This window comes from Albimonas donghaensis, from assembly GCF_900106695.1.
Taxonomy (GTDB): domain Bacteria; phylum Pseudomonadota; class Alphaproteobacteria; order Rhodobacterales; family Rhodobacteraceae; genus Albimonas; species Albimonas donghaensis.
The window spans coordinates 550,721-566,609 of record NZ_FNMZ01000003.1 but is presented as its reverse complement, the minus strand read 5'-3'; the positions used below and the strand labels follow the sequence as shown (position 1 = coordinate 566,609).

At 71.4% G+C, this 15,889-nt stretch carries 16 protein-coding genes; 8 read left to right on the top strand and 8 right to left on the bottom strand.

All coding sequences use genetic code 11. From position 1 onward, the window contains the following. The first annotated feature begins 10 nt into the window (after positions 1-10). Complete coding sequence (locus tag BLV24_RS12050; RefSeq protein ID WP_092681983.1) at positions 11-1,225, top strand: polyhydroxyalkanoate depolymerase; 1,215 nt, start codon at positions 11-13, stop codon at positions 1,223-1,225. Between the two features lie 414 nt (positions 1,226-1,639). Then, entirely contained in the window at positions 1,640-1,861 is a 222-nt protein-coding gene (locus tag BLV24_RS21580; protein ID WP_143040301.1) for a hypothetical protein, read from the top strand. 104 nt (positions 1,862-1,965) lie between these two features. Here BLV24_RS21580 and BLV24_RS12040 read toward each other — a convergent pair whose 3' ends face one another. The 4 genes from BLV24_RS12040 to BLV24_RS12025 all read right to left on the bottom strand — a co-directional run bounded on the left by BLV24_RS12040 (position 1,966) and on the right by BLV24_RS12025 (position 5,449). Then, positions 1,966-3,069, bottom strand: coding sequence for an alkene reductase (locus BLV24_RS12040; RefSeq protein WP_092681979.1), 1,104 nt, complete (start codon positions 3,067-3,069; stop codon positions 1,966-1,968). A 100-nt stretch (positions 3,070-3,169) separates the two neighbouring features. Continuing rightward, a complete protein-coding gene (locus BLV24_RS12035) occupies positions 3,170-3,796 on the bottom strand; it encodes a TetR/AcrR family transcriptional regulator (protein ID WP_092681977.1) in 627 nt (208 codons plus the stop codon). 69 nt (positions 3,797-3,865) lie between these two features. Then, positions 3,866-4,525, bottom strand: a complete 660-nt coding sequence (locus BLV24_RS12030) for a hypothetical protein (RefSeq protein WP_092681975.1) — start codon at positions 4,523-4,525, stop codon at positions 3,866-3,868. Positions 4,526-4,633: 108 nt separating this feature from the next. Next, the gene (locus BLV24_RS12025; RefSeq protein WP_092681973.1) at positions 4,634-5,449 is read right to left on the bottom strand and encodes a ferredoxin--NADP reductase; all 816 of its coding nucleotides are present in this window, start codon (positions 5,447-5,449) and stop codon (positions 4,634-4,636) included. Between the two features lie 470 nt (positions 5,450-5,919). On the opposite strand from BLV24_RS12025, the gene BLV24_RS12020 reads away from it, so the two are divergent. Continuing rightward, positions 5,920-6,333: a hypothetical protein gene (locus BLV24_RS12020; protein WP_092681971.1), complete on the top strand. Its 414-nt coding sequence runs from the start codon at positions 5,920-5,922 to the stop codon at positions 6,331-6,333. After that, positions 6,330-6,530 (top strand): type II toxin-antitoxin system RelB family anti-toxin, encoded by a 201-nt coding sequence (locus BLV24_RS12015; RefSeq protein ID WP_092681969.1) that lies wholly within the window; start codon positions 6,330-6,332, stop codon positions 6,528-6,530. The genes BLV24_RS12020 and BLV24_RS12015 overlap by 4 nt, the downstream gene beginning before the upstream one ends. Positions 6,531-6,614: 84 nt before the next feature. Here BLV24_RS12015 and BLV24_RS12010 read toward each other — a convergent pair whose 3' ends face one another. Together BLV24_RS12010 and truA are read right to left on the bottom strand one after the other, a co-directional pair. Next, positions 6,615-7,499: an RNA polymerase factor sigma-32 gene (locus BLV24_RS12010; protein WP_092681967.1), complete on the bottom strand. Its 885-nt coding sequence runs from the start codon at positions 7,497-7,499 to the stop codon at positions 6,615-6,617. A 455-nt stretch (positions 7,500-7,954) separates the two neighbouring features. Further along, positions 7,955-8,761, bottom strand: coding sequence for a tRNA pseudouridine(38-40) synthase TruA (truA, locus tag BLV24_RS12005; RefSeq protein WP_092681965.1), 807 nt, complete (start codon positions 8,759-8,761; stop codon positions 7,955-7,957). A 470-nt stretch (positions 8,762-9,231) separates the two neighbouring features. Between truA and BLV24_RS12000 the strand changes: the two genes are divergently transcribed. The 3 genes from BLV24_RS12000 (at position 9,232) to BLV24_RS11990 (ending at position 12,454) form a co-directional block, all read left to right on the top strand. Continuing rightward, complete coding sequence (locus BLV24_RS12000) at positions 9,232-10,638, top strand: YcjX family GTP-binding protein (protein WP_092681963.1); 1,407 nt, start codon at positions 9,232-9,234, stop codon at positions 10,636-10,638. Beyond that, positions 10,635-11,822, top strand: a complete 1,188-nt coding sequence (locus BLV24_RS11995) for a YcjF family protein (RefSeq protein WP_245710528.1) — start codon at positions 10,635-10,637, stop codon at positions 11,820-11,822. The genes BLV24_RS12000 and BLV24_RS11995 overlap by 4 nt, the downstream gene beginning before the upstream one ends. 182 nt (positions 11,823-12,004) lie before the next feature. Continuing rightward, positions 12,005-12,454, top strand: a complete 450-nt coding sequence (locus BLV24_RS11990; protein WP_092681961.1) for a PaaI family thioesterase — start codon at positions 12,005-12,007, stop codon at positions 12,452-12,454. A 215-nt stretch (positions 12,455-12,669) separates the two neighbouring features. Here BLV24_RS11990 and ubiB read toward each other — a convergent pair whose 3' ends face one another. Beyond that, positions 12,670-14,208, bottom strand: a complete 1,539-nt coding sequence (gene ubiB, locus BLV24_RS11985; RefSeq protein WP_092681959.1) for a 2-polyprenylphenol 6-hydroxylase — start codon at positions 14,206-14,208, stop codon at positions 12,670-12,672. Continuing rightward, positions 14,208-14,981 (bottom strand): bifunctional demethylmenaquinone methyltransferase/2-methoxy-6-polyprenyl-1,4-benzoquinol methylase UbiE, encoded by a 774-nt coding sequence (gene ubiE / locus BLV24_RS11980; protein WP_092681957.1) that lies wholly within the window; start codon positions 14,979-14,981, stop codon positions 14,208-14,210. Before ubiE ends, ubiB begins: the two co-directional genes overlap by 1 nt. A 37-nt stretch (positions 14,982-15,018) precedes the next feature. Between ubiE and mutM the strand changes: the two genes are divergently transcribed. Beyond that, positions 15,019-15,879, top strand: coding sequence for a bifunctional DNA-formamidopyrimidine glycosylase/DNA-(apurinic or apyrimidinic site) lyase (gene mutM / locus BLV24_RS11975; protein ID WP_092681955.1), 861 nt, complete (start codon positions 15,019-15,021; stop codon positions 15,877-15,879). Positions 15,880-15,889: the final 10 nt, after the last annotated feature.

Below are 15,889 nucleotides of genomic sequence, written 5' to 3'. Positions count from 1 at the left end.
GTCCCGCCCCATGCTCTACCAGACCTACCAGTTCCAGAACGACCTCATCGCCCCGATGCGTTTTGCGGCGCGTTGGGGAATGGCGTTGGGTGACGCGTTCGGGATCGGTCTCGCTGATGACGTCAAGCGCAAGGCGCTGGCGACGATGGAAATGGTGTCGCGCTTCGAGCTGAGCCATACGCGCCCCTCCTTCGGCATCGAGTCCGTCCAGGTAGGCAACCGCGAGGTTCCGGTGACCGAGGAGGTGGCGCTGCGGCTGCCCTTCGGCGACCTGCTGCGGTTCCGCAAGGACGTGGACACGCCGCAGCCCAAGGTGCTGATCGTGGCGCCGCTGTCGGGCCATTTCGCCACCCTGCTCGCCGGCACCGTGCAGACCATGCTGCAGGACCACGACGTCTATATCACCGACTGGACCAACGCCCGCGACGTGCCGATCGCGGCGGGCAAGTTCGGGGTGGAGGACTACGTCTCCTACCTGATCCGCTTCATGGAGGAGATCGGGGAGGGCGGGCACATGCTCGCCGTCTGCCAGCCCTGCGTGCAGACCCTCGTCGCCGTTTCGGTGATGTCGGAGCGCAAGCACCCCTGCACGCCGCGCAGCATGACCCTCATGGCCGGCCCGATCGACGTGCGCGAAAGCCCGACCTCGGTCAACGACCTGGCCAACGAGAAGTCGCTGAGCTGGTTCAAGCAGCGCATGATCCAGACCGTGCCCCTGCGCTACAAGGGCGGTGGTCGGCGGGTGTATCCGGGCTTCGTGCAGCTGATCAGCTTCATGGCCATGAACATGGACCGGCACAAGGCGGCGCATAAGGGCCTGTATGAGGACCTCGCGGAGGGCAACACGGCGAAGGCCGAGAAGGTCAAGACCTTCTACGACGAATACTTCGCCGTGCTCGACCTGACCGAAGAATTCTACATCGAGACCATCGACCGCATCTTCCAGCGCTGCGAGCTCGCCACCGGCGACTTCGAGTATCAGGGCAAGAAGGTCGACCCCTCCAAAATCACCCGCACCGCCCTGCTGACGGTGGAGGGCGGGCGCGACGACATCTGCGCGGTCGGCCAGACCGCGGCGGCGCATGACCTGTGCTCCTCCCTGCGTCCGCACCTGAAGCGGCACCACCTGCAGGCCAATGTCGGCCATTACGGGGTGTTCAACGGCAAGCGCTGGGACCACGAGATCTACCCGGTGGTCCGGAACATGATCCTCGCCATGGAGTGATCCGGTGCCGGGCCCCGACCCGTGCGGTCGGGGCCCGGACCGCGGATTGTTGAACCTCGAAACGATTGATCCGCGTCAAGGCGCGAGGCCCGGTCCGGCCCCACCCTGTCTGTCAGGGGGCATGGACGGAGGCCGAACATGCTGCGTGCGTTTCAGAGGGCGAGCGACGCGCTGATGACGATGGACGAGCGGACCGGAAACGGCGCCGCGGGCCGGAGAGGGGCCCCGTCTTCGCCATCACCCGTGACCGACGACGAAGGTGGGCGGAATCAGGGGAGGACGCCCGGTCTCGTCGTTTCGGAACCGCTCCGCCAGCGCCGGGACGGCGGCTGGCGGAGCGGCGCCCGAACCATCCGCGGGGACTGGAGCGGCGGCGTCATCGTCGCGGGCATCTGCCCCCGGGGCGAGGCCTGGATGGACATCGAGGGCGCGCCGGTTTCGCCGTTCTCGGTCACCTTCGCGCCCTGGGGCTTCCGGATGACCGTGGGCGACCTGATCCAGGGCGTCAGCTACGCCGTCGGCCTGAGGCCGCCCGAGGGACCGCCGCGCATCTCCATCCTGCCCTACGGACCCGGCCTGCTTCAGTTCGGAACCCGCAGCCGCGTGCTGTGCACGGCGGTCGACCCCGACGTCTGAACGCCCCCCCCCCCGGAACGCGAAATCGGAACGCGAAATCGGGACGTGAAATCGAGACGTGAAAAGGCCCCCGCGCCGGTCTGCGCGGGGGCCCTTCGCGTGGCTCAGGCCGCCTTGTCGTCGGCCAGCGTCGGGTAGTCGGTGTAGCCCTTCTCGGTCCCGCCATAGAAGGTCGACTGGTCCCACTCATTGAGCGGCGCGCCCTCGTGCAGGCGGGTCACCAGGTCGGGGTTGGAGATGAAGGCCTTGCCGAAGGCCACCGCATCCGCCTCACCCTTGTCCACGGCGGCGATCGCCATGGCCCGGTCGTAGCCGTTGTTGACCATCCAGGCCCCGTCGAACTTCGCGCGCAGGGCGTCCAGGTCCGCCCCCTCGGGAAGCTCGCGGGGGCCGCCGGTCTGGCCCTCGACCACGTGCAGATAGGCCAGGCCCTTGCCCGAGATCCGCTCGATGGCGCGGGAGAACGTCTCCTGCGGGGTGGAGTCGCGCGCGTCGTTGGCGCCCGAGAACGGCGACAGGCGCACGCCGACGCGGCCGGCGGGGATCGCTGCGGTCACGGCGTCGATGACCTCGGCCAGCAGGCGGGTGCGGTTCTCGATCGAGCCGCCATAGCCGTCGGTGCGCTGGTTGACGCCGTCCTTGAGGAACTGGTCGATCAGGTAGCCGTTGGCGGCGTGGACCTCAACGCCGTCGAAGCCGGCCTCCATGGCGTTCCTCGCGGCCTGGGCGTAGGCGGCGACGATGCCGGGGATCTCGGCTTCCTCCAGCGCGCGGGGGGCCGAGGTCTCGGAGAAGCCGCCGGACTCGAGGAAGGTCTTCACCTTGGCCGTGACCGCGGAAGGCGCCACCGGGGCCTTGCCGTCGGGCTGCAGGTCCACATGGCTGATCCGGCCGACATGCCAGAGCTGGATGACGATCTTGCCGCCCCTGGCGTGGACCGCCTCGGTGACCTTCTTCCAGCCGGCGATCTGCTCCTCCGAATGGATGCCGGGGGTCCAGGCGTAGCCCTTGCCCTCGGGCATGATCTGCGAGGCTTCGGTGATCAGCAGGCCGGCGGAGGCGCGCTGGGCGTAATATTCGGCATGGATCTCATAGGGCGCGTCGACGCCGGGGCGGGCGCGATTGCGGGTCAGCGGGGCCATAACCACCCGGTTGGCGATTTCGATGTCGCCGAGCGCGCCGGCGGTGAAGAGCTTGGGTTCGGACATGCCTGGGTCTCCTTGGGAGGGATCGAGGGATTGTTTTGGACCTTTCAGTCCACAACTCTCCGCACCTGCGCAAAGGCCGGCGTCGCGGAGAGAACGGGGATCAGTCAACGCCGAGCAGACGGCAGGCCTCGCTGCGCAGGGCGTCGACATCGGTGACGGGGGCGCCGGCCTTGCGCATGGCGCCGGCGCCCAGATAGAGCGCCAGCGCCGCGCGGGCCCGGCCCTCGGCCGCGGCCTCGCCGACCAGCGGCGTGGCGAGATCGGCGAGGAAGCGGGCCTTGCGGGCGATGGAATCGTTGATCATGCCGGCGGCCTCGGCGTCGCGGGCGCCGAGCTCCGCGCTCATGTCCACCACGAAGCAGCCGGAGCGGGCGACATCCGCGGCGAACATCTCGTGGACCACGGCGCGGACGGCCTCCGTCGCGCTCGGCTGGGTGACGGCGGCGGCCTCCAGCGAGGCCGCGCCGGCTTCGAGATAGCTGTCCAGCGCCGCGATCAACGCGCCGCGCTTGGACCCGAAAGCCGCGTAGAAGGAGGAGCGCGAAAGGCCGGCGGCGGCGGTCAGATCCTCGACCGACGCGGCTTCGTAGCCTTGCGCCCTGAACACGCAGAGGATCGCGCCAAGCACCTTGTCCAGATTGTATTCCCGCGGCCGGCCGGGCCCCTGCCGAAGCGCGGCGGGGGCGAAGGCCGGACGGGGCGCGCGTATGGGGAACAAGTCGCTCATGCCCCCGATATTGAACCGCTCGTTCCGATTTTCAAGGGGGCGGCGGGGCCGCGTCCGCCATGAGGGCGATCACGACGCGGAGAGCCGGCGCCGTCCCGCTCCCCATCGCGCCCTCCCCCCGATCCCCAACGCCGCCAGCGCGCCGACCAGAAGCGCCCCGGCGGCGGGGAGCGGGACGACGGTCTCACCGCCGCCGCCCTCCACGAACTCCGCCCAGTCGGGTTGGGGGACGTCCAGCCCGGCGACGACGAAGGTGAAGCCCGTCAGCGGAATGTCCGGCCCGACCTGCGTTCCGCCCAAGGTCCACCAAGCCTGCGTGATCGTCGGGGAAACCGAGGACGAGCCCGACCAGACGCTGACCGAGAGGTCCGCCCCGGCCCCCGGCGGGATCAGGATGCTTCCGAGCGCATCGATCGGGTCGCTCAGGTCTAGCGTGAAGCCGCTCCAGCGATCGCCCGCGGGCTCTGCGAAGAGGCCCCCGCCGTCGATATCCGCCTGGTTCACCCGCCCGCCGCGATAGGCGGCGTTTCCGGGCTGATTGACGATGGTCAGATGCAGGTCGTTGGCGGTGGACCCGGAGTCGTTGACCAGCCTCCAGGTCCCGGTCCAGACGGTTCCGGCGATGGCCGGCGCCGCGGCCAGGGCCATGGCGCAGGCCAGCGCGGCCCGGAAAACCGGTTTGCGGACGACGGGTTTGCGGATGATGTCACGGCGCGCGGATGCGGACATGATGAGCCTCCTGACCTCGCTATATGCGAAAATCAGAATATCTCCCGCCGACCGCGCGCCCCATGACATGAATCAACGCGAAGGCCGGGCCAGGCCTCAGGCGCCCCGTCAGCCGACGAAGGCGCGCTCCACCACGAACTCGGCGGGGCGGGAGTTGGAGCCTTCGACCAGCCCGAACTCCTCCAGCATCGCCTTGGTGTCCTTGAGCATGTCCATCGACCCGCAGATCATGCCGCGATCGGTCTCGGGGGAGATCTTCGGCACGCCCAGCATCTCGAACAGCCGGCCGTCGCGGCCGAGATCGGTCTGGCGGCCCATCACCTCGGTCTGCTCGCGGGTGGTGGAGGCGAAATGCACCAGCTTGGCCGTCGCTTCCTCGCCCACCAGCTCATCGGCGCGGGTGGCCTCGACCAGCTCGCGCCCATAGGTCAGCTCGCCGGCGTCGCGGCAGGTGTGGCAGAGGATGACCTGCTCGAACTTCTCGTAGGTTTCCGGATCGCGGATCACCGAGGCGAAGGGCGCGATGCCGGTGCCGGTGGAGAACATCCACAGCCGCTTGCCCGGGATCAGCGCGTCCAGCACCAGCGTGCCGGTCGGCTTCTTGCGGAACCACACCGTGTCGCCGACCTGGATCTTCTGCAGCTCGGAGGTCAGGGGGCCGTCGGGCACCTTGATCGAGTAGAACTCCAGCTCCTCGTCCCAGGACGGGGAGGCGATGGAATAGGCGCGCCAGACCGGCTTTTCGCCCGGCAGGCCGATCATCACGAACTCGCCCGAACGGAAGCGGAAGCTCGGCGGCCGCGACAGGCGGAACTTGAACAGCCGGTCGGTGTAATGCTGCACCGACAGCACCTTCTCGGCGAAGGCGCTCGACGGCGGCTCGATGGCGGTCGAGGTTTTCGCGGCTTCATCCAGATCGCGCATCGGGGACACCTCCGTCGCTTGGGCGGGCGCATGGCATGGGCCGTCGCCGCCCGGGGTCGGAGGGGCGGACGCGGCGGGTCCCCTCCGACATGGCGCATCGCAGCAAGAATGAAAAGAGGATTTCACATCACGTTTGAGGGCTCCGTTTATTTCACGCGTTTTCAGCGCGAAACCTGCCGCGGCGGGTCGCCGCGGGCGGGTCGCAGGGGCCCGGACACGCGGCTTTCCCCCCTTCGCGCCGAGGGCGGGGCGGGAACCGGGCGCGCGAGGCATGGCGGCGCAGGCGGCGGAGATGGGGCTGGCCCAACCACCCGAGCTCGCGCCCCCCCGCCGTGACCGGGGGCGAGCGGGTTCGAGTCCGCGCCTTGCCCGGCGCGTTCGGAACGCCCCTCGGGCCGAGCGGAAAATGTAACCTTGACGTTACCTCGGCACAGGGCATATGTAACGCACAGGTTACATAGGAACACGCCATGCCCTCTTCTGAATCGATCGCCAACCTTCGCGCCGGGGTCTTCGGACTGACCGCCGGCATCTGTCTTCTCTATGCCGTGCTGGCGCTGGCCACCGGCCGACCGGACCCGATGCCGGTCTGGATCCCGGGCGTCTGCGGGCTGCTGTCGGCGCTGCTGCTGACGCTGGCCAGCCGGGCCGCGGGCCGCGCCGCGGCGCGCCGGGCCTGGGACGAGGGCTACCGGGCGGATGCGCGGCGCGCGGGATCGGCGGCGTTCTGGATCGCGCTGGCGCTCTATCCGGCCTTCGGCGCGCTGCGCGCCGCGGATCTGATCGGGCCGGATCTGGCGATGGCCGTCATGGGCCTGCTGACCGGAGCGTCCTATCTGGCCCTGCTCACCTGGTTCGAGCTGCGCGGCCGGGGCGAGGGATGATCACCCATCTCGCCCGCCTGCGCAAAGACGCGGGCGTCACCCAGGCGCAGCTGGCCGAGACGGTCGGCGTGTCGCGCAAGACCATCAACACGGTGGAGAACCGGGTGTTCACCCCCTCCACCCTGCTGGCGCTGAAGCTGGCCCGGGCGCTGGGGGTCACGGTGGAGGCGCTGTTCGAGCTGGAGGACGGCGACTGAAGCGCCCGGCCCGGCCGCAGGCCCGACGGAAAAAGGGCGCCCCGCGGGGGGCGCCCTTTCTTGTCTCGTCGGTTCAGGCCCGGATCAGAAGGCGGCGGCGAGCATCGCCGGCTCCGCCCCGGCGCTGTCTTCGAGCCGGCGGCGCATCTTGCGCAGGGCCTGGGATTCCAGCTGGCGCACCCGCTCCTTCGACAGCTTCAGCTTGGAGCCGAGGCTCTCCAGCGTCTCGGGATCGTCGCCCAGCTTGCGGGCCCGTATGATCATCCGCTCCCGGTCCGAGAGGGCGTCCATCGCGGTCTCGATCCAGGTGCGCGCGGCCTTGAGGTCATGGTTGCGGGTGACGCGGGCCTCGGAATTCGGGCTGTCGTCCTCCAGCGTCTCGATCCACTCGCGACCCTCGTCGCCCGACTGCTGGGCGTTGAGCGAGAAGTCGGAGCCGGCCAGCCGGCCCTCCATCATCTCCACGTCGCGAAGGGGGGCGCCGAGCTCGGCGGCGATGCGGACCCGGATCTCCTCGCCCGAGAGCTGGACGCCGTCGCGCTCCATCTCCCGTTCGATCTGGGCGCGGATGCGGCGCATGTTGAAGAACAGCGATTTCTGGGAGCTGGTCGAGCCGGTGCGGACCATCGACCAGTTGCGCATCACATAGTCCTGGATCGAGGCCTTGATCCACCACACCGCGTAGGTCGAGAAGCGCACGCCGCGGTCGGGGTCGAATTTCTCGGCCGCTTTCATGAGGCCGACGCCGGCCTCCTGAATGAGGTCGTTCATCGGCGCGCCGTAGCGGCGGTATTTGGACGCCATCGACACGGCGAGGCGCATGTAGGCGGTGACGAGGCGATGCAGAGCCTGCTCATCGCCCTCGTCGCGCCAGCGGCGGGCGAGCTCCAGTTCGGTGTCGGCGTCAAGAAGCTCGGCCGCCATCGCGGTCCGGGTCAGGGATCCGATCTGAGGGGCGTCGAGGGCCATCATCCTACTCCTGTTCAGGGCCGGGGCCCGGGAGGGCCGCGCCGGCTGATCTCTCTTGTTATGTGAAGGATACGCCCCCCTTACGAACTTGGATCACCGACTCGGGGCCGGAAACGTAATGTTTCTTTTTTCGCGACAAAAATGGGTGAACCAGCGCCTCCACGTGGGATTAGGGCCACAATATGTCGTGGACGCCCGGCGTCGCCGCATTGCTGACCGAGAGTCGCCCGCAACGCGCCTTCCGGGAGCGCCCCCCATGCGGCTCTCCGGCGCCGAACGCCGAGTTACGTCCTGATCCCTGCGGGAATATCCGCTGGCGGCGCTGACCGACGCGCCGGATTTCGCGGCGTGGCGCGGGGCCTTCGCCCCGGTCAATGCCGCCCGCCCCTGTTCCGGCCGGCCGGTGGCGGACGCCGAAGCCTGGCCGGAACGGGCGTCCCTGCCGCCCTGATCCGTCAGGGTTCGGGGCTGGGCTCGGGGCTGGGCTCGGGGCTGGGGGCGGGTTCGGGCGCGGGGTAGATCACCTCGGTCAGGAACAGCCCGTCGGGCGGAGCGACGGGGCCGCAGGCCGCGCGGTCGCGGGCCTCCAGCGCCTGCGCCACGCGGTCGGGGCTCCAGCGCCCGGCGCCGACGCGTTCCAGCGTGCCGACGAGGCTGCGCACCTGGTTGTGCAGGAAGGACCGGGCGCGCAGGCGGAATTCGAAGCGGGTTCCGCCGTCGGTGGGCCGCGCCTCGATGTCGAGGGCGTCGAGGGTCTTCACCGGCGATTTCGACTGGCACATGGAGGAGCGGAAGGTGGTGAAGTCGTGCAGCCCGACCAGGTGGGCGGCGGCCTCGCGCATGGGGCTGATTTCCAGCGGGCCGGGGACGCGCCAGGCGCGGCCCTTCTCGAAGGTCAGGGGGGCGCGGCGGGCGATCACCACATAGAGATACCGGCGCTCCACCGCGTCGAAGCGGGCGTGGAAGGCGTCGGCGACGCGCTCGGCATGGGTCACGGCGACGGGGGCGGGCTTCAGGTGCCAGTTCAGCGCCTCGGCCAGGCGGAACGGGTCCCAGTCGCGGGCGAGATCGCAATGGGCGACCTGGCCGGTGGCGTGGACGCCGGCATCGGTGCGTCCGGCGCCGCCGATGCCGGGGGCGTCGGGGTCGAGCGCGCGGATCGCGGCCTCCAGCGCCGCCTGGACGGAGGGGAGTTCCCTCTGGCGCTGCCATCCCGCGAAGGGGCGGCCGTCATATTCCACGATGAGCTTGTAGCGGGGCATGGAGGCCTCATGCCGCGCAGGGGCGGGGCGCGCAAGGGGCCCGGAACGGCGATAGGCGGGCGAGGGGGGCGCGGAGGCGCCGCGTCGAGGTCGCGCCGGCGGGTCCGGCTCGCCCGCGGCGCGCGGTGAGGACGGCGCCAGGCGGAACCGTTTCGGCGGCCCGGGCGGGCGCTGTCCTCGACGATCCGGGCGCGTGGTCGGCGTCGGGGCCGCTCCAGGGCGGTCGGCGGATGAAACCGCGATCCGGCCCGCGGCGCCGTCCGTCCCCGCCGTCCGCCCCCGCCAGCCGCCGCGTCTGCCGCACCTCCGCTGGCTGGCCACCCGCGCCCTGGGCCGCCCGCGACCCCGCCTCGGCGCGCCGCGGGCGCCTCCTCGCAACCCTCGCGACCGCCGACGCGGCGCCTGCGCCCCTCGCGACGCGCCCCCGCCGGACTATATTGAAGGGGAACCGCCAGGGAGGGGAGACGGGCTTGGGGCTCTTCGACATCGCCGACGACATCGCCCGCTGGGTCGAGGACGCCCAGGAGGGCGTCGCCTCGCTCACCGAGCCCACGCTGCGCCTCGGGGTCACCGGCCTCGCGCGGGCCGGCAAGACGGTGTTCATCACCTCGCTGGTCGCCAACCTGCTGGACCGCGGCCGCATGGCCGGGCTGGACGCGCAGGCCTCGGGCCGGATCGAGGCCGCCGCCCTGCGCCCCGGCCCGGACCGCGAGACCCCGCGCTTCGACTACGAGACCCACCGCGCCGCCCTGCTGGCGCCCGAGCCGAGCTGGCCGCAATCCACCCGCCGCATCTCCACCCTGCGGGTCAGCTTCCGCACCCGCCCGACGGGGCTCATCGGCGGGCTGACCGGCCCCGGGGCCCTGCATCTCGACATCACCGACTACCCGGGCGAGTGGCTGCTGGACCTGCCCCTGATGTCGCGCAGCTACGCCGCCTGGTCGGCGGAGGCCTTCGCCGCGGCGCGCACCCCCGCCCGCGCGCCGCTGGCCGCGGAATGGCTGGCCAAGGCCGAGACCGCCGCCGACGCGCCGTTCTCCGAGGACGCCGCCCGCACGCTCGCCACCGCCTTCACCGCCTATCTGGGCGCGTGTCGGGAGGCGGGGCTGTCGGGCCTCGCCCCCGGCCGCTTCCTGCTGCCCGGAGAGCTCGAGGGCTCCCCGGCGCTGGCCTTCGCCCCCCTGCCTCCCGGACCCCGCAAGGGCCTGCGGGCGGAGCTCGACCGCCGCTACGAGGCCTACAAGCGGGTGGTGGTGAAACCCTTCTTCCGGGACCATTTCGCCAAGCTCGACCGGCAGGTGGTGCTGGTGGACCTGCTGTCCGCGCTCGATTCCGGGCCGGCCGCGGTGCAGGACCTGCGCCAGGCGCTGCCGCAGGTGCTGGAGGCGTTCCGCCCCGGCGATCGATCCTGGCTGGCGCCGATCCTGGGCAAACGCATCGACCGGATCCTGTTCGCCGCCACCAAGGCCGACCATATCCATCACGCCCAGCATGACCGGCTGACCGCGATCCTGCGCGCCCTGCTGCGCGAGGCCGAGGACCGCGCCGCCTTCAAGGGCGCCCGGACCCGCGCCATGGCCATCGCCGCCCTGCGCGCCACCACCGAGCAGGAGATCGAGCGCGACGGCCGCCGCCTGTCCTGCGTGCGCGGGCGGCTGGAGACCACGGGGCGGGAGGCCGCGCTCTATCCCGGCCCGTTGCCCGAGAGCCCGGCCGCCCTGCTCGCCGCCGCCGCCTCGGGGGCCGAGACCTGGCCCGACAACGACTTCCGCGCCATGGCCTTCGCGCCGCCGCGCTTCGCGCCGAAACCGGGCGACGGGCCGCCGCATATAAGGCTGGACCGCGCCGCCGAGTTCCTGATTGGGGATCGCCTGTGACCCGTCCCGACGAAACCGATCCCCGTCCTGATCCGAGTCCTGATCCCCGTCCCGATCCCCGGCCCGATCCGCGTCCCGCCCCCCATTCCGGCGACGCCTTCGTCGAGCATGGCCCCGAGGCGCCGCCCGACCCCGCCCCGCGCCGCCGCGACGCGCCGTTGCTGATCGAGGACGACGACCCCGCGCTCGCCGACCCCGCCCCCTCCCCGGCGGAAGCGCCGCCCCCCGACGGCCCGCCCCCGACCGGCGAGGCGATGACCCGCGCCGCCACCCTGGCCTCCGGCCGAAGCCGGGGGATGGGGGCGCTGGGCTGGTTCGTCTCGGCCGCCGGCGGTTTCTTCGGGATGATGATCGTGGTCGGCGCGGTGAACTGGGTGCAGGGGCTGATCGCCGACAATCCCGCCCTGGGGATCGCCGCCGCCGCGCTGGGGGCGGTGGCGCTGGCCGCGCTGATCGTGGGGCTGGCGCGCGAGGGGCTGGCGCTGGCCCGGCTCGGCCGCATGGACGCGGCGCGGCGCGAGGCGGATCGGGCGGTCGCCGCCAATGACCGGGACCTCGCGGCCTCGGCCGTGGACCGGCTGGCGGCGCTCTATCGGGGGCGCAAGTATCTCGGCTGGGCCAATGCCGAGGTCTCCGAGCGCCGGCGCGAGGCGGTGGACGCCGAGGCCCTGATCGAGCTGGCCGAGCGCGCCTGGCTGACCGGGCTCGACCAGGACGCGCGGCGGGCGGCGGAGCTGTCCGCCCGGCAGGTGGCCACGGCGACGGCGCTGGCCCCGATCCCGCTGGTGGACGTGGCGGCGGCGCTTTACGTCAACCTGCGCATGATCCGCCGCATCGCCGAGATCTATGGCGGCCGCGGCGGCGCGCTGGGGGCGTGGCGGCTGTTCAAGGCGGTGGCGACGCATCTGGTGGCGACGGGCGCGGTGGCGGCGACCGACGACCTGATCGGCCCGATCCTCGGCGGCGGCGTGCTGGCGCGCCTGTCCCGCCGCTTCGGCGAGGGGCTGGTCAACGGCGCCCTGACCGCCCGTGTCGGCGTCGCGGCGATCGAGGTCTGCCGCCCGCTCCCCTTCCGCGCCCTGCGCGCGCCCACCGCCCGCGGCATGGTCGGCCGGGCGCTGGCCGACCTGGGCGGCGTCGGCGCGAAGCGGCAGCCGGGGCCGGGCGAACGGCCCGGGAACTGAGAGCCGGCGCGGGAGCCTTCCCGCTTCCCGCGCCGGCAGGCGATCGCTTCGGCGCGGGTCCGAGCGTGGCGGCCTGAGCCGGGCGAGGCCGACGCTCTGGCCATCCGACGCCGCGCGCGGTAACTCCTCCGACAACGACATTCGCGCGGGTATGCCCGCGAGAGGGGGAGGACGAAGACCCGATGCAGGACGATCCCAAGCCGAGATACACCGTGGTCGAAGACGGCGAGTTCGCCGGATGGCGCCGCCAGACCGCGCAGAGCTTTCTCGAAATCGCCGGTCCGGCCTATTCGAAGCGCGAGCCCGACCGCTCGATCGTGACCGCCATGCGCGCCGAGCCGCACCACGCCAACGGGCTGGGCGTGGTGCATGGAGGGGCGCTGATGTCGCTGGCCGACAACGCGCTGTTCAACATCGCCACGGATGCGCTGAAGGGGTCGGACTGGTCGGTGACGGTGACCATGAACACCGAGTTCCTCGACGCCGCCCAGATCGGCGATTTCATCGAGGCGCGGGGCGAGGTGGTGCGGGCCGGCGGCTCGATGATCTTCGTGCGCGGGCTGGTGAAGGCCGAGGGGCGGCCGTGCCTCGCCTTCTCCGGCACCATCAAGAAGGGCAAGAAGCGGAGCTGAGCGGCTCCGTCCGCGCTTCGGTCCGAACCGGGCGCCGCGTCGAGGCCGCGCCCGGTGGCCCGGTCTCGCCCGCGGCGCATGGCAAGCAGGGCGCGTATGGCCCGGTCTCTCGAACCCGGAGCCATCGGAAACGGCGCAGGCGGCGATCCCGGTCCCGCGCGCCGCGAGCGGGCGGTCTCAACCCTCGGGCGCGTGACGCGGCGCTTTCGGCGCGCTCAGAACAGCGACGCCGCCGCCGCCCCGATCAACGCGCCGACGAAGCCGGCGCCGGCCATCGCCACAAGACCGGCGGCGCCCAGTCCGCGCGGTGCGGCCTCCGCCGTCGCGTCCGCCACCGCGCGCTTCAGCACCTTCTCCGCCATATCCGGCAGCCGCGGCCCGAAACGGGAGAGCACCATGGCCGTCGCCACCAGGTCCCGGCGCATCGCCTTGGGGCCCAGATTGTCCTTCATCCAGTCTTCGACCACCGGCTGGCTCGCCCGCCACATGTTGAGGTTGGGGTCCAGCGTGCGCGCCACCCCCTCCACCACCACCATGGTCCGTTGCAGCAGGATCAGCTCGGTCCGCGTCTCCATCCCGAAGCGCTCGGTCACGTCGAACAGATGCGCCAGCAGCCGCGCCATGGAGATATGCGAGGCGTCCTGGCCGAAGATCGGCTCCCCGATGGACCTCAGCGCCTGGGCGAAGGCCTCCAGATCGCGATCGGCGGGAACGTAGCCGGCCTCGAAATGCACCTCCGCCACGCGGCGATACTCGCGGCGCAGGAAGCCCAGCAGGATCTCGGCGTAGACCCGGCGGGTATAGGGGTCGATCCGCCCCATGATCCCGAAATCCAGCGCGATCAGCGTGCCGTCGCGGGCGAGCTTCAGGTTCCCCTGATGCATGTCCGCGTGGAAGAACCCGTCGCGCAGGGCATGGCGCAGGAACGAGCGGATGATGAAGGAGCCGAGCGGCACCAGGTGATGCCCCCGCGCCGCCAGCAGCTCCACGTCGCCCAGCGGATCGCCGTCCACCCATTCCAGCGTCATCACCCGGCGCGCGGAATGGGCCCAGAGCACTTCCGGCACGGCGAAGCCCTCGTCCTCGGCCGAGTTGGCGCGGAACTCCGCCGCGGCGGCCGCCTCCAGCCGCAGGTCCAGCTCGGTCATCACCACGCCCTCGAAATGGGCGATGACGGCGCGCGGGCGCAGGCGGCGCGACGAGGGCGCGAGGAACTCGATGGTCTTCGCGATGAACCAGAAGGCGTCGACATCCTGGCGGAAGGCGCGTTCCACCCCCGGCCGCAGGACCTTCACCGCCACCCGCCGGCCCGTCTCCCGCTCCACCGCCGGATGCACCTGCGCGATGGAGGCGGCGGCGACGGCGGGGCCGAACTCGGAGAAGATCTCGTCCACCGGACGGCCCAGCTCATGCTCCACCTGGGCGCGGGCCTCTTCCAGCGGGAAGGGGGCGAGCCGGTCCTGAAGCACGCGCAGGTCGCGGGCGATCTTCTCGCCGGCCACATCGGGGCGGGTCGACAGAAGCTGGCCGAATTTCACATAGGCCGGGCCCAGCGCGGTCAGCGCGCGCGGGGCGGGGGGCAGCGCGGGGTCGCCCTCCAGCCCCAGCGGCGACAGCGGCCAGCCCAGCACGCGGGCGGCGATGCGGATGGAGCGGGGGGCGTCCATCGCCTCCAGCGCCTCGGCCATGGCGCCGGTGCGCTGGAAGGTCGCCGCGGTCCGCGCCAGCCGCCACAGGTTGGCGATGACGCTCATCAGATGCGCCAGCCCGAATGGATCGCGGCCACGCCCAGCGTGTAGTTGCGGTAGCTCGCCCGCCCGAAGCCCGCGGCCTTCACCATGTCGAGGAACGTCTCCTGGTCCGGGAATTTCCGGATCGATTCGACAAGATACTGGTAGCTGTCCCGGTCGCCGGTCACCGCGCGCCCCATCTGCGGGATCACGTTGAAGGAATAGGCGTCATAGAGCCGTTGCAGCCCCGCCTCGGGGATCTGGGAGAACTCCAGGCACATGAAGCGGCCGCCGGGCTTGAGCACGCGATACGCCTCGGCCAGCGCGTCCTGCGGCCGGGTCACGTTGCGGATGCCGAAGGCGATGGTGAAGGCGTCGAAGCTCTTGTCCTCGAACGGCAGCGCCATGGCGTCGCCGACCACCCAGTCGAGCTGCTCCGCGTAGCCCTGCGCGTCGGCCCGCCTGCGGCCTTCCTCCAGCATGTCGGCGGTCAGGTCGCAGACCACGGCCTCCCCCCGCCCCTTCAGGCGCTTGAGGAAGCGGAACGAGATGTCCCCCGTCCCCCCGGCCACGTCCAGCAGGCGCATGCCCGGGCGCGGAGCCATCCAGTCGATCAGGGCGTCCTTCCACAGCCGGTGGACGCCCCCCGACATCAGGTCGTTCATCAGGTCGTAGCGCGAGGCCACGGACGAGAACACGCCGCGGACAAGCCCGGCCTTCTCGCCCTCGGGCACGTCGCGGAAACCGAAATGCGTTGTGGCGCCGGGCTGATCGCCGGTATCGGATGCGTTGCTCATGGCCCCTCCTATAGCCGCAAGGACGCTCGCCCGGAATATGCCTGAACTCCCCGAAGTCGAGACAGTCAGACGCGGGCTGCTTCCCGTGATGGAGGGCAAGCGCCTGCTGGAGGTCGAGCAGAGGCGCCCGGACCTGCGCTGGCCCTTCCCCGAACGCTTCGCCGAGCGGCTCGCCGGAACCCGGATCGAGCGGCTGCGGCGGCGGTCGAAATACATCCTCGCGGACCTCGGATCAGGCGAAATCCTGCTGATCCACCTCGGCATGACCGGAAGAATGCTGATCGAGGCCGGTCGCCAGACCGCCCCCGGCGTCTTCGCCCATGTCATCGCCACGCCGGCCAGGCACGACCATGTGGTGTTCCGGCTGGAGGGCGGCGCGACGGTGACCTTCAACGACGCCCGCCGCTTCGGGGCCATGGACCTGATCCCCGCCGGTGGCGAAGCGACGCACCGCCTGCTGGCCGGGCTGGGGCCGGAGCCGCTGGGCAACGCTTTCTCCGCGGAATTGCTGGCCGAGCGCTTCGCAGGGCGCGCCGCGCCGGTGAAATCCCTGCTTCTGGATCAGCGAATCGTCTGCGGGCTGGGCAACATCTACGTGTGCGAGGCGCTGTGGCGGGCGGGAATCGCCCCGACCCGCGCCGGGGGAAAAATCTCCCGCAGGCGTCTGGAATCGCTCGCCGTCGCCATCCGCGAGGTGCTGGAGGAAGCCATCGCCTCGGGCGGCTCGTCCCTGCGCGATTACCGCCAGGCCTCGGGCGAACTTGGATATTTCCAGCACAGCTTCGCCGTCTACGGCCGCGAGGGAGAGCCCTGCCCCCGCCCCGCCTGCCCCGGCGTCGTCTCCCGGCTTGTGCAATCGGGGCGTTCCAGCTTTCACTGTCCCCGATGCCAGAGGTGAGTTTCCGCAC